This is a genomic window from Pedobacter jeongneungensis, from assembly GCF_000633455.1.
Classification (GTDB): Bacteria; Bacteroidota; Bacteroidia; order Sphingobacteriales; family Sphingobacteriaceae; genus Pedobacter; species Pedobacter jeongneungensis_A.
In genome coordinates this window covers 62,638-76,952 of sequence record NZ_AYMG01000029.1, presented here as the reverse complement: position 1 = coordinate 76,952, position 14,315 = coordinate 62,638, and the positions used below count along the sequence as shown (strand labels likewise).

The following is a 14,315-nucleotide window of genomic DNA, read 5'->3' as shown; positions in this document are numbered from 1 at the left end:
TGATTACCCTTCTTTAAATATAAAACCCATGCCCGGTTTGGTATGGATCAGTTTTACTGCATGATTTTTATCTATTTTCTTCCTGAGGTAATTGATGTAAACATCAATAAAATTGGTGCCCGAATCAAAGGTGTCCCACACTTTTTCGGCGATTTCTGTTCTGGATAATACCCTCTCTGAGTTGCTCATCATATATTCCAGTAAGCGGAATTCTTTTGGTGTAAGATTAACCGGCTCATTATTCCGCTGCACCATTTTAGTTTCGAGGTTGATTTCGAGATCGGCAAAACGAAGGATAAAACCCTGGCTAAAAGTGTTATTTAAGGCCTGGTTCCTTTTAATTAATGCCCGGATACGTGCATGGAGTTCCCTGAAATCAAAAGGTTTAACCAGATAATCGTTTGCACCGGCATCAAATCCCTCAATCTTATCATCGGTAGTACCCAGTGCAGTAAGCATAATGATAGGAATATTTGGGAAGCTAAGACGGATTTCTTTACAAAGGTCGATTCCGTTAATCTTTGGCAGGATTAAATCCATCAGGATCAGATCGAATGTTTTAGACAAAGCCAGTTTCTTTCCCATTTCTCCATCATAGGCAAGGGTAACCTGGAAACCCAGTTCGGTTAAACCTTTCTGGATCAGCTCGGCTACCCTTTGTTCGTCTTCTATAACCAGTATATGCATATTGGGAAATTTATAGCTGCAAAGCTCAATATAATTTGTTTTATTTCAATGAAAAGAAAACGGTGGAGATAATACTCCTAAGTTACCGTCATTGCTGCGAGGAGGCTTTTTCAGCTGACAAAGCAATGATGAGTCTTCTCATTAAGTCCGTCAATTGTAGCCTCATAATTATATTTTGTCAATAATTAAAAGTTAATCCACCACCAAGGCCCATGTCGCTATCATAATGGGTAGAAAGTGCGATATATTTCGTTAAGATGTACCTGAGCCCGGCGGCATATTCTTTATCGGTATTTACCATAAAATTTGCGCGTAAACGTTTGGAAACAGGTATGTCTTCGCGCCCAAGCTGGAATCTTAATTTTCCGTTACCATCAATCCTGGCATCGGCAACAATGAGCATGGGCAGGGTATAGGCAATACCCGCAACAATTGTTTTTCTGTTTTCCTTATTGCTGGCCTGCCCGAACATATTGCGTTCATCGCTTCCGAAAATGTTTTTTTCGTCGGGATTAAATTCTTTATAATGGTAATCGAAACCCACATAGGGAAACAGCCATTGATTGCGCCCAATGTACCTTCCTAACATGGTTTCGCTCTCGTAGCCCATCATGGCGTTAGTTCCCAAATGCCACATGGTATTGAGCGACCAACGGGTTTGTGCCAACATCAGTTGTCCGTCGCTACCACTGCTTTCTATGCCTACACGCCCCATTAGGTGTGGCATGCGGTCGTCCCGGAAGAGTTTGCGCTGGGCCAATTTTGGATCGGGTACATCAGGATTCGGTGGAGAATTTTCATAACTAAACACCCTGCCCATGCCACTCATCATGTGGTATAAAATATGGCAATGGAAAAACCAATCGCCACCATTTTCTGTAGCGGAAAATTCGATTGTATCCCTTTCCATGGGCATAATATCGAGTACGTTTTTCATCGGTGCATAATCTCCCTGTCCGTTAATTACCCTAAAATCATGTCCATGCAGGTGCATTGGATGGCGCATCATGCTGTTATTGTATAAAATGATCCTTAAGTTTTCGCCTTTTTTGATCAGGATTTTATCCGATTCAGAAACAGTTTTATTGTCCAGTGTCCATACGTAACGGTTCATATTGCCGGTAAGATCGAATTTTAACTCCCTTATCGGTCCTTTAGGTAAAACCGTTTTTTTAGGATCGCGCAACATGTTGTAATTCAGGGTAACGATACTGGGCATTTCATCATCCATATTCATGTCGCCCATATCCATATCGTCCATTTTGCCTGTTTTTTCAGTATTTTCCTGGCCTGTGATTTCGGGATACATTACGGTATTCATATCCATCATCTGGTTCTGCATTTTCATACCCTTCATCTCTACCATATTACCATTCATGTCCATCATATCGTTCATCATCTTCATCCCCGCAAAATATTTCAGCTTAGGCATTTTTTCTGCTGCCTCTTTTTCGCCATTTCCCAACCATAAGGATGCTGATTTGGTCCGGTCCTCAGGCGTGACTAAAAATTCATAACTTTTATTTTCAGGAATGGTAACCACCACATCGTAAGTTTCGGATACGGCGATAATCAAACGGTCTACTTCAACTGGTTCTACATCGTTGCCATCTGTTGCCACAACAGTGATTTTTCCACCGGCATATTTTAGCCAGAAATAGGATGATGCACCTGCATTGGCAATCCGTAACCTCACCTTATCGCCGGCCTTAAACTGCGGTTGGAGGTATTGGTTTTCTCCATTGATCAGGAAGTTATCGTAATACACATCGCTAACATCCATGGCGTTCATCCTTTTCCACTCGTTGGCCACTTTGGTTTTAAAATTTCCGGTTTTAACGGCTTCGGCATAACTCTGTGTAGTGCCTTTTTTAATCGAAAACCAATCGCTGGCTGCATGTAAACTTCTCTGCACTTCCTCAGGTTTCATATTGGTCCACTCGCTTAGTACCAACGGGATGGAAGGAATATCCCATTCTTTTCGTTTTTTGATGATAAATGCACCATACATGCCTATCTGTTCCTGCAGCATCGTGTGGCTATGGTACCAATGTGTACCACTTTGTATAACCGGGAATTTATAAAAGTGTGTGGTACCTGATTTTATCGGCATCTGCGTCATGTTAGGCACACCATCGTAACGGTTTGGTAAGAAAAGGCCATGCCAGTGCATCGAGGTTTCTTCTTTTAACCTGTTGTGTACGTAAATTTCAGCGGTATCGCCTTCTGTAAAAGTTAAAGTGGGCATGGGTATACTGCCGTTTACAGCAATGGCATGTTTGGGTTTACCACCATAGGTTACAGTGGTATCGGTAACATATAAATCGTAGCGTACAGTTTTTGGAAGCGCACTAGAAGGCAAAGTTTTTATTGGACCAAGATTAGCTTTCGCTTTTTTAATATTATCCAGTGTGGCGGAACCGCCTATCATATCCATGTCTTCCATATTATCCTGCTTCATGCCCGGCATATCCTGATGAGCCGCTTTGTTTTTAGAGTCATTTCCCTTTTTCGCAACCAGGTCCATTCCACATTTGGAGCATTTTCCAGGTTTATCGGATATTACTTCCGGATGCATCGGGCAGGTATAAACCGTTGCTGTGGTTTTTTCTTTCTCTGGCATTTTCATTCCTTTCATTTCCTGGGCAGAAACGCCCAGCGAAAAGAGGACTAAAATGCTGAATATTATATTTTTCATCTTTCGATATTTTTTCTTTAAAACTGAACTTTTTCAAGGCTATCTCTTGATACTTCTATCCAGGCAGCTATCAATTCTTTTTCGCTTTTACTCAATATTGCGTTTTTATGGATCAACAAGTACGATGTAATTGGCATGGTACCATCCTCCAAACTGTTTTCAATCGCACGGAGTTTATTTAACTGTCTGCGGGCCGTGTAATCCTTAAAGTTATCAAAATTGAGTTGCTATTTTGCAACCTTAATGTGCTGATTAATATACCAGTTTACAGGTTGTATCTGGGCATACCAGGGATAATTGGTGTTATTGCTGTGGCAATCGTAACAGGCTTTTTTGAGTATGCCATTTACCTGAGCAGAAACAGTAACAACCTTTGAAATATGATTTGGCATCACCGATAGATCGCTATTTTGAGCAGGTCTGTAAAACTGAACTGCTATGATGATCAATAGCAGTCCAGTTATAATTTTTTTTACGCTCAGCATCTGTTAATGCAGTGTTTCCCTGATCGCACCACAGGTAGACATTGCTTTTCCGAAATATGGGTTTTTGATGTCTTTTACCTCACTAATCCAGATGGCACCTTTGCCTTTGTTGTACATGGGGCACCTATCAACATAAAGCTCACGGCCAGGGCCTAATAACTTCACGATATCGTAAATATCCTTGCTCAGCATATCAAAATGTTCACGTTGGTGAGGGATATTGCCTGCGTTTAATCCTATATGTTCGGCATGTTCTTTTGCATCACTTTCGATATCGACATACGTTTTTCTTTGTGAGGGCGTAAGTTTAGATTGATCGAAACCTGCAAATGCTTTTACCAGTTCGTTTCCGGCAGCGGCGGCATTTTTCCCATTATCGGCGCTCAGGGCATTTTTTAATTTTAAGTAAGCATCTAAAATTGTTGCCGGACTGTTTTTAGGTGTCTGATCTGCTGTAAGATTATTTGCTTGTTTCGCTGCAGCATTTGCGCTGTAAGCGTTAAGAAAAAATAAAGAGATGGTAAGACTATATAAGAAAGTTTTCATGTTTTTAATTTTAAAATGATTTGCATGGTCTTAATCATAAAACCGTATTAAGATTTATAATTTTTTCCCGCAGATTTAAGGAGATAAAAAACGTAGATGATAACAGATTTTATAAAAGCATAATATTTATACTTCTAAATCTGCGTTTCCTTTTTGCGAAATCAGCGGGAAATAAAAGATGTGATCTTAAATGCTATATCTGAAAACTTTGTATGGATATCCTGATATCAGGATGTGGTGGACGGTAACAGTGCTGATCAATTTCCTGCTGATTTGCAGTAATGATTTTTTCTTCCGGAATGAAAGTGTAGTTGAAACCAATTGAGACCAGCGCGGCTGCTTTAAGGCTCAGTTTGGCATAATCGGGTAGGAGTTTACCCTGAACCAGAAAATCGTTAACCAATGTTTTACAGCAAGAATCTTCTTTTTCTGTTATTTTTGAATTAGCGTACCGGGAGGGAAGTTGCTTAACTGTTTCGTGCTGATGAACATGCTGATGTTTATGGCTATGTTCATGCCCTTCATTTTCCATTGATAGGGAACAACCAAAACCCACCAGGGTATTGAGCATAAATATAAAGAGGAAGAAAATTGCCTTAATTTTCATATAAACAAATCTACGGAGAGTTGAATGAGGAGGTTTATATAATTCGGGCGAAAGTTTACATGATTTTAGCGCAGCAGTCTCAATAAATTGGGTCGTCAATGACGATCTATCGCGAGTTATCACTACACGAAGAATTCTCTATCATTCATATTCATAGATGATGTATAGATGAAACAAAATAATCACTATTTTGCATTAAATCATGTAAAGAAACAGTGCGGTTGCAATAACAGGTAAAATTTTATAAATGACCATACTCATCGTTTTCTGCTGCATTGCATTATTGATTTTAATGATCTCGGTTTTTAAAATCAATGCGTTTCTGGCTTTTCTGATTGTTTCTGTATTGGCAGGGTTGGGTTTAGGATTGCCACTGCTCAAAATTGCCGGAGCCGTTGAAAAAGGAATGGGCGATGTTTTGGGGTCTTTGGTGATTGTCATTACCACCGGTGCCATGTTGGGTAAACTGGTTGCCGAAAGTGGTGCCGCCCAAAAAATAGCCCAGGTAATGATGGATGTTTTTGGTGCCAAACATATCCAATGGGCAATGGTAATTACGGGTTTTGTAATTGGTATACCGCTGTATTATGGAATCGGTTTTGTGCTGATGGTTCCTTTAATTTTCTCTGTGGTGTACCGTTATAAGCTACCGGCCATATATATAGGTTTGCCTATGCTGGCAGCGCTTTCAGTTACCCATGGTTTTTTACCGCCTCATCCATCGCCATCAGCTTTAGTGATACAATTTAAAGCCAATATGGGGCTTACCTTATTTTATGGATTGCTCGTTGCAATACCTGCAATTGTAATCGGCGGTCCGCTTTTTGCCAAAACATTAAAAAATATCCCTTCCACACCCATGGCATCCTTTAGGGCTAAAGAATTGCCAGAAAATGAACTGCCTGGTACATTTATTAGTCTTTTTACCGCTTTGTTGCCCGTTATTTTATTGGGACTGGCTTCTTTTCTTCCTTTATTTTTAGATCAAAATTCACCCATTATTCCAATTATTACCTTTTTGGGGCATCCATCTATTGTGATGCTGATTGTTTTAATACTGGCGGGCTATTTCCTCGGGATTTCGAGAGGAAAGAAAATGGATTACCTCTCCGGGATTTTTAGCGATGCATTAAAAGATATCGCATTGATTTTGTTGATTATTGCTGGTTCTGGCGCATTAAAAGAGATTTTAACCCAAAGTGGAGTGAGTAAAGAAATTGCCGGCTACTTGCAGGAATTATCTGTTGAACCCTTATTTTTGGCTTGGTTAATTGCAGCACTGATCCGTTTTTGTGTAGGTTCTGCAACGGTTGCTGGCTTAACCACGGCAGGTATTATTGTACCCTTGATGGTGGCTACTCACACTGACCCGAATTTAATGGTTTTGGCCGTTGGTGCAGGTAGTTTAATGTTTTCGCATGTAAACGATGCCGGGTTTTGGATGTTTAAAGAATACTTTAATTTAAGCCTTAAAGATACTTTCCGTTCTTGGGCTTTGATGGAATCAATAGTTGGTACAGCAGGCCTTGCCGGCGTACTTTTACTTAAAATAATAATAGCTTAATATGGAAAATTTAACTGCAGATACCCGTTTCGAAAAACTTGGATTAAACCTCCCGCCGGCTCCTGCACCGCTTGGGGTATACAAACCTTATCTTATTGATGGAAAATACCTGTATCTGAGCGGTCATGGCCCGGTGAGGGATGATAAAAGCCTGATTATCGGCCGTATCGGATCTGATATGGATCAGGACGAAGGTAAACTCGCAGCAAGGCAGGTAGGCTTAACCATGTTATCGACCATTAAAACCAATTTAGGAAGTTTAGATAAAGTAAAACGGGTAATCAAGGTTTTAGGAATGGTAAACTGCACCCCCGAATTTGAAAAACATCCTTTTATCATCAATGGATGCAGCGAGCTTTTTGCTGAAGTTTGGGGCCCAGATAACGGGATAGGGGTAAGGAGTGCGGTAGGTTTTGGCTCATTGCCCGATAATATCCCGGTAGAAATCGAAGCCTTATTTGAATTGTATTAATCGTGATGTTAGCAAAACAATGGTATCTCTTGAATGATCTAACTTCGGTTGAATCGCCTGGCCTGGTTTTTTATGTAGATCGGATCAAGGCCAATATTGAGTTGTTGATTTCGATGATCGATGATCAAAGCCGCTTGCGCCCGCATGTTAAAACACATAAATCGGCCGAAGTAAGTAAGCTGATGATCGATGCAGGCATTACAAAATTTAAATGTGCCACCATTGCCGAGGCAGAAATGCTTGGTGTTTGTGGCGCTGCAGATGTGCTGCTTGCTTATCAACCTGTTGGACCAAATGTAGCACGTTTTATAGCCCTTCAGAAAGCATATCTTCATACCCAATTCAGTTGCCTGGTTGATGATGAAAAAGCGGCAATTACACTAGGTTCAATTTCTGAAACCAACGGATTAAAAGCGGAGGTTTTTATTGATGTAAATGTAGGCATGGATCGTACAGGGATTCTACCGGGAAAAGTATTGGATCTCTATACAAAACTTAATCAAATAAAAGGTTTATCAATAAAAGGTTTGCATGCTTACGATGGTCACATTCATGAAAGTGATTTTGCCGTGCGTACGGAAAAAGCGAAGTCAATTATTAATATATTAAATGGTTTAAGTACAGAAATTTATACTCAATTTAATCATCAGCCTATTATTGTAGCCGGAGGAACACCAACTTTTACCATTTACAATACCCAAACAACTTTTGATTGCAGTCCGGGAACTTTCGCACTTTGGGACAAAGGTTATCAGGATGCTTTTGAAGAACAGCCATTTAATACTGCTGCTGTGGTGGTTTCGCGGATAGTTTCTTTACCCGAACCTAATCTCATTTGCTGCGATTTAGGGCATAAGGCATTAGCAGCAGAAAAACCGCTCGATAAAAGAGTTGTGTTTTTAAATGCTCCAGAGCTTATTGCGCTTAGCCAAAGTGAAGAACACCTGGTACTGGATGCCGGGGAAAATCACCAATATCAAATAGGTGATGTTTTATACGGATTGCCGTACCACATCTGCCCAACGGTTGCACTTTACGAAAATGCGCTTGCTGTTTCTGGTAATAACCCCAATCAAACCTGGAGTATCACTTCCAGAAAAAGAAAAATAACGATATAAAACCTGATATGTTTACCATAGATGCCCATTTGGATTTAAGCATGAACGCTTTGGAGTGGAACCGCGATTTAACCCGCCCGCTTTCTGAAATAAATGAGCGTGAGCAAGGTTTAACTGATAAACCCGACCGTGCAAAAGCCACCGTATCGCTGCCCGAGCTCCGTAAAGGTAATATTGGTTTAGTGGTGGCTACACAGATTGCCCGGTTTGTGGCACCCGATAATCCACTGCCGGGCTGGCATTCGCCAGAACAGGCCTGGGCACAAACACAAGGCCAATTGGCCTGGTATAAAGCCATGGAAGACTGTGGTGAAATGACGCAGGTTAATGATCTTGTGAGTTTAGAAAAACACCTTGCTTTATGGAAATCAGATTCTATAAATGAAAAAAAGCGGATCGGATATATTTTAAGTTTAGAAGGTGCCGATTCCATAGTTCATGTTGATTACCTGCAACAAGCTTATGAAAGCGGATTAAGGGCAGTAGGACCAGCACATTATGGTCCGGGCAGGTATGCACAGGGAACAGATGCGACGGGTAAATTACGTCCTGGTGCTTACGAACTGCTTGCCGAAATGGAAAAGCTCAATATTATTCTGGATGCGACCCATTTATGCGACGATAGTTTTTGGGATGCCCTCGATCATTTCAACGGACATGTATGGGCCTCGCACAACAATTGCCGGACTTTGGTAAATCATAACAGGCAGTTTAGCGATGATCAGATCAAAGCATTAATTGCCCGCGGTGCGGTAATAGGCGCTGCTTTAGATGCCTGGATGATGGTGCCCAATTGGCAGAGGGGAATTTCGATCCCGAAAGCAATGAACTGCAACCTGGAAGTAATGATCGATCATATTGACCATATTTGTCAGCTTGCAGGTAATGCCAACCATGTGGGGATTGGTTCTGACCTGGATGGTGCTTTCGGCAGGGAGCAGTGCCCTTATGATTTGGAAAGCATTGCCGATCTTGATAAAATTCCTAATCTTTTCGAAAAACGTGGTTATAATAAAACTGATGTAGAAAATTTAATGCACGGCAACTGGATCAGGTTTTTGCGCAAAGCCTGGGCATAATCGTTTGATAAATGCATTTTCCGTCTCAGCGGAACGCTTCCTTAGTCGCTATGTTTACTATTGGTGTTTAACGTTCTGTAGGGATGTTTGGTGGTATTTTGTACAAACCTTTCATAATAAACCCGATAGAGCGGGTAGCCCGCATCCCGATTTTATCATCGGGAGAGGACTATAAGCGATAGCGTGACTAACACTTAATTGAAATGCAGGTGTTGCTTTTCAAAAAAAAAAATAATACCCCTTCCTGCGGACATCTTCGTGAAAAATCGTAAGAAGTGCTGAGAGGGAATGGTAATAATGGCCGGGAATTGCTCAACTCATAAATTCCCGGCCATTATAGTTAAGATATTACTGCAATAACCTCCATTCGCTAAACTGCAGATCTACACTTCCATTGTTCGAAGTGATAAACAGTTTGTAATATTTGTAGGCAGTGGTATTGCTGATCAATATTTTTTTAGTTTGTCTTCTCAAGCCAAAAGTCTGATTACTTTGAATATCAAGCTGAGTAAAGTTTACATTATCATTTGATCCCATCAGTTTCCATCCTTTCGGATCACGGTCTGGTGCATCATTGCCGGCAGTGATGGTATAACCTTTAACCACCTGACCCAATGAGAAAGTTTGCTGCGCCCAAAAAGTAGCAGGATAGCCACCCAAAAAGAATTTAGTATTGTAATAACTGTCAGCTAATTTCGAAGAACCTTCAGCGGCTGAAGCGCCACCTGCATTTTCATTGCTTACGCTTAGTGTTGCTGAGCCAGTAATATCTTTCAGATAACTTACACTCGGGAAGGCTGTTCTAGCGGTATTTAATTGGGTAGTCCAGTTATTGCCCTGCTCATCCAGTGTGCCAAAAGCGCTTAAAGCAAGTGGTTTAAGATCTATCCCCGTTGCTCCGCTCCAGAAGTGGATAAATTCACCGTAATTCATTGATCTCGAAAAACGGGTAATATTGCCCTGGCCGTTATTTACCGTTTCTTTCGGGAAATACTGAGCCAGTAAACTAAAATACTTGTTTAAAGAAGTTGCATCGCCTTGCTGACTATAAATGGGGAAAAACCAATCCCTAAACCAATAAGTTTGTGCTTTTGGATAATTTTCTGCACCATTGGCCACCAGGTTGTACCAGCGTTGAACATCAGCTGTGCGGTTTAAGCCCACATATACATCGTAAATGTAAATTTCCATCCATTTACTGTCGTGCCAGATGCCGAAAGCAGGAGAGTTTAACACATTTCTCGATGCACCTTCCACAATATGCCCAACTTCGTGTGTGGTAATATCAAGATCGTTGCCGGTACCTGAAAGCCAGGCGCTGGTGCTCGATGAGCCTACATCAATTACATTCCGGTAATCGTGACTGGCATCCATATAGGTACTCGGGTGACCGCCACTGTACTTGCCAGTATGGAATATTGCCCATAAACGCGAGTCGGGACCAAATGAACCATATTTACTTTTGGTATAGTTCCATACCTGCGCCAGGTAGGTATTTGGCCAGGTAACCGTGCTGCTCACATCATTATCGTGATAAACAACAATACTGGTATCGTGATAAAAACGTTGCAGTACCTGAACGTGGTCGAACCAGTGTTCTTGCCAGGTTAGCGGAGGTTCGGCTAATAAGTTTGTGCTTGCCAGGGTGGCGGGCTTTTTCAAAAGCTGCTCTTGTTGTTCCAGTTCTTTTTTCTTGCAGGAGAGGCTAAGAAAGATCAGGATGCCCGGGATGAGGATTAATCTGTGTTTCATAATAGGTTTTTATATTTAGGTTTGAGTTGATTCCCAAATGATACTGGCCATCCCACTTTTTTGACATCTTTTGCGGCTCTAATCGTTATAAAACGCATTTATAACGTAAATAAAACGTTTTAGTAAATTGATTAAAAATTAATCCACCGTTTCGGATGGATTAATAATTTAAGTTAAGGTTTTAAAATACAAAGACGAATTTGTAATTTAAATATTACAAACGCGTAATTGCGTTAACCTGTGGGATAAGCAAAATGAGGATTAATAAATAGGGTATAAATACAGGGGTAAATAACGGTTTTTGGCGGAACAAATGCTTCCAATGAAAGGTTGTTTAAATAAGGATAATATAATCCTTCATCAACCTATGATAACATGGAAAATTTAAATTTTGAGAACAATGAAAACGAATTGGATCAAAACCAGGTAAACGCTGATCAAACCAACCCGAATGATGGATCTTATGCCTCAGATGGTCCGGTAAGTGAAAGCGGTGCCGAAGGAGAGGATGAATTATCTGACCTTGATGAACAAACTGATGGAAGTGATGCCGATCAGGATGAGACAGTTGAAGATGATGATGCAGATGATCAGATCGCTGGAAGTGATGCTGATTACGATGATACTTCGGTAACAACGGCTGATCTTGGTGCATTGGCAGATGAGGATTCGGCAACAGCTGGCGATGATGAGGAAATTGGTTTCGAAAGCGAAAACGATGACGAATCGGAAGAAAAAGACGATAATTATTAATCAACATGTAAAAACCGAATTATGAAAGCAGCTGTTTTTCACAAACCCGGGGATATAAGGGAGGATAATGTGCCGGATCCGGAAATTCTGGATCCACGTGATGTTATTTTAAAAGTAACATCAACCGCCATCTGTGGATCCGATCTGCATATTTTAAGTGGTGCTGTACCTCAAAAAGAGAACATGATTTTAGGTCATGAGTTTATGGGTATTGTAGAAGAAGTGGGTTCAGCCATCACCAACCTGAAAAAAGGCGACAGGGTAGTGGTACCTTTCCCGATTTCTTGCGGCACCTGCTTTTTCTGTACCCACGAAGCCTCACCCGCTTGCGAAAATTCCAATTATGAGCATTATGGCCCAAATGGCGATATGATGGACCAGAAAGGTGGGGCACTTTTTGGTTATACCGATCTTTACGGAGGTTATTCTGGTGGACAGGCAGAATATGTGCGTGTCCCTTATGCTGATGTAAGTCCGAGGATTGTGCCCGAACATTTAACAGACGAACAGGCCCTTTTCTTAACAGATATTTTTCCAACAGGTTGGTCGGCCATTGATTGGGCGCAACTAAAAGGTGACGAAGTGGTGGCTATTTTTGGCTCAGGGCCTGTGGGTTTAATGGCGCAAAAAGCTGCCTGGATAAACGGCGCAAGCCGTGTAATTGCCATCGATCCGCTCGATTACCGCTTAGAAAAAGCCAAAGCCGTTAACAATGTCGATACGTTGAATCCGCATAAAGTAGATGTGGTAGAAGCCATCCGTGCTATGACGGGTGGACGCGGGGCAGATGTTTGCGTAGATGCTGTAGGTTTCGAACCCGAGCGTAGTTTTATGGATAAGGTAAAGGCAACGGTTAATTTCGAAAAAGGATCGATGAAAGTACTCGATATGTGTTTTGAAGCCGTACGTCGCATGGGAACCGTTTCCATTATGGGGGTTTATGGCTCAACTTATGATAATTTCCCACTGCACCGCATGTTCGATAAGGGCATTACCATTAAACAGGGTCAGGCACCGGTTTTAAACTATATCGATAAACTGATTGGTTTGGTTAACGATGGTAAAGTGGTACTTGATGATATCATTACACACAGTTTGCCACTTGAAGAGGCAGCACATGGATACAAAATCTTTGACGAAAAAGAAGAGGATTGTGTAAAAGTGGTATTAAAACCTTAAATTTTTAATAAAGGGCGGGCACTATACCTGCCCTTTGTTTTTACCCATCCCGGATTGATAAGTTTATGTGCTTAAAACGATACCTAATTTAATTTTTGCGGATTACTACGCGTATTTATAGCAATCTGCCTTCCTTGGTAATTTTCTTACTATTTTAGAAAGATTTCGTATCTGTACGAATTTTCATCATCGATCCCTGATATAAAAAACATAAAAATGCACGATCAAAAACTGCAGGTTAACGCGCTAACCGACCTGAATGAGGAACTGGAGAATTATTTCCGTAATACCATTATCCCACAGCTTTTTGTTGATGCATCTTTAACGCTTAGGAAATTTACGCCTCCTGCAATGAAACAGTTTAGCCTGAAGGACAGTGACATCGGCAAGCCAATAGCTGATGTTAAAGAAAATTTCCGTTTTCCTTCTATTATGGAAAATATCCAGCAGGTAATTGATACAGGCGAAATCCTTGAAAAAGAAATCCAAACCATCGATTTCCGTTGGTACCAGATGAATATCCTTCCCTACATTGTAAGGAAAGATAATAAAACCAATGGAGTGATCATTACGTTTGTGGAGATCACCATGCGCATCAGAGACCTGAAAGAGCAGGAGCGTTTGATTGCTGAACATGAATTATTACTGGATACCATATCGCACGACATTAAAACACCTCTTACCAGCCTTGGCCTGACCATTGAAATGTTAAAGGCATTGCCTGATAAAGGCATGGAACGGTTTCCCCTTTTATTGGAGAAAGTGGAAAACAGCCTGCGGAAAATGAAAGATGTAATTTTCGATCTAACAGATTCAAGAAATCACCAGCAAAAATACAAGGCTTTTCCAGAGCTGATCAGTTTTGAGCATATTGTAGAGGATGCCCGCCTTACGCTTGCCCCTCAGATTTTGGAATCCGGAGCGGTAATAAACACTGAAATAGAAGTTTCAGAAATGATGTTTGTAAGGCGAAAACTGCGCAGTATTGTATATAATCTGGTTAATAACGCCATTAAATACCAGGCTGCAGGCCGTGCTCCTGTAGTTATAATTAAAACGGCGTTAGAAAAAGGTTATGTTACCATTACCGTTTCTGATAATGGCATGGGTATAGCAGAAGAAAACCTGAACACCATTTTTACTAAATTTCAGCGCTTAAATAATGATGTTGAGGGTACTGGTGTTGGCCTTTACCTGGTAAGGGAAATTGTTGATTATGCGGGTGGAAAAATTACGGTAGAGAGTGAAGTTGGAAAAGGATCTTCATTTAAAGTATATTTAAAATTAGAGCATATAACAGGTTAATTTAAGTATTGTTGATGGTTTTTGATAAAATTTAGCAGAAAGTTATCGTATATTCAACCGGTTTTTTGAT

Annotated in this window: 12 protein-coding genes and 1 pseudogene; 7 read left to right on the top strand and 6 right to left on the bottom strand. The window is 40.9% G+C overall.

The genetic code is table 11. The features are described from left to right. Positions 1-3 precede the first annotated feature (3 nt). The 5 genes and pseudogenes from U859_RS0124505 to U859_RS0124485 form a co-directional block, all read right to left on the bottom strand. Positions 4-687, bottom strand: a complete 684-nt coding sequence (locus tag U859_RS0124505) for a response regulator transcription factor (RefSeq protein ID WP_025145902.1) — start codon at positions 685-687, stop codon at positions 4-6. Between the two features lie 178 nt (positions 688-865). Then, on the bottom strand, positions 866-3,385 hold the full coding sequence (locus U859_RS0124500) for a multicopper oxidase domain-containing protein (protein ID WP_025145901.1): 2,520 nt from the start codon (positions 3,383-3,385) through the stop codon (positions 866-868). A gap of 17 nt (positions 3,386-3,402) precedes the next feature. Beyond that, a pseudogene (locus U859_RS31850) lies at positions 3,403-3,870 on the bottom strand (heme-binding domain-containing protein). A gap of 3 nt (positions 3,871-3,873) precedes the next feature. After that, complete coding sequence (locus U859_RS0124490; RefSeq protein ID WP_025145900.1) at positions 3,874-4,416, bottom strand: DUF3347 domain-containing protein; 543 nt, start codon at positions 4,414-4,416, stop codon at positions 3,874-3,876. A gap of 193 nt (positions 4,417-4,609) precedes the next feature. Next, positions 4,610-5,023 carry a hypothetical protein gene (locus U859_RS0124485; RefSeq protein WP_025145899.1) on the bottom strand — a complete coding sequence of 138 codons (414 nt, stop codon included), beginning with the start codon at positions 5,021-5,023 and terminating at the stop codon, positions 4,610-4,612. Positions 5,024-5,270: 247 nt separating this feature from the next. Between U859_RS0124485 and U859_RS0124480 the strand changes: the two genes are divergently transcribed. The 4 genes from U859_RS0124480 to U859_RS0124465 are packed head-to-tail and all read left to right on the top strand — an operon-like array spanning position 5,271 to position 9,256. After that, entirely contained in the window at positions 5,271-6,587 is a 1,317-nt protein-coding gene (locus U859_RS0124480) for a gluconate:H+ symporter (RefSeq protein ID WP_025145898.1), read from the top strand. A gap of 1 nt (position 6,588) precedes the next feature. Further along, positions 6,589-7,059: a RidA family protein gene (locus U859_RS0124475; protein ID WP_025145897.1), complete on the top strand. Its 471-nt coding sequence runs from the start codon at positions 6,589-6,591 to the stop codon at positions 7,057-7,059. Positions 7,060-7,064: 5 nt separating this feature from the next. Further along, positions 7,065-8,177: a D-TA family PLP-dependent enzyme gene (locus tag U859_RS0124470; protein ID WP_025145896.1), complete on the top strand. Its 1,113-nt coding sequence runs from the start codon at positions 7,065-7,067 to the stop codon at positions 8,175-8,177. 8 nt (positions 8,178-8,185) lie between these two features. Next, positions 8,186-9,256: a dipeptidase gene (locus U859_RS0124465; protein WP_025145895.1), complete on the top strand. Its 1,071-nt coding sequence runs from the start codon at positions 8,186-8,188 to the stop codon at positions 9,254-9,256. 348 nt (positions 9,257-9,604) lie between these two features. On the opposite strand, the gene U859_RS0124460 is transcribed toward U859_RS0124465, so the two are convergent. After that, a complete protein-coding gene (locus U859_RS0124460; RefSeq protein ID WP_025145894.1) occupies positions 9,605-11,008 on the bottom strand; it encodes a hypothetical protein in 1,404 nt (467 codons plus the stop codon). 375 nt (positions 11,009-11,383) lie between these two features. On the opposite strand from U859_RS0124460, the gene U859_RS0124450 reads away from it, so the two are divergent. From U859_RS0124450 to U859_RS0124440, 3 genes are all read left to right on the top strand, one after another. Further along, entirely contained in the window at positions 11,384-11,761 is a 378-nt protein-coding gene (locus tag U859_RS0124450) for a hypothetical protein (protein ID WP_025145893.1), read from the top strand. Positions 11,762-11,782: 21 nt separating this feature from the next. Beyond that, on the top strand, positions 11,783-12,940 hold the full coding sequence (locus tag U859_RS0124445) for a zinc-dependent alcohol dehydrogenase (RefSeq protein ID WP_025145892.1): 1,158 nt from the start codon (positions 11,783-11,785) through the stop codon (positions 12,938-12,940). A 216-nt stretch (positions 12,941-13,156) separates the two neighbouring features. Further along, the gene (locus U859_RS0124440; RefSeq protein WP_025145891.1) at positions 13,157-14,245 is read left to right on the top strand and encodes an ATP-binding protein; all 1,089 of its coding nucleotides are present in this window, start codon (positions 13,157-13,159) and stop codon (positions 14,243-14,245) included. The last annotated feature ends 70 nt before the right edge of the window (positions 14,246-14,315 follow it).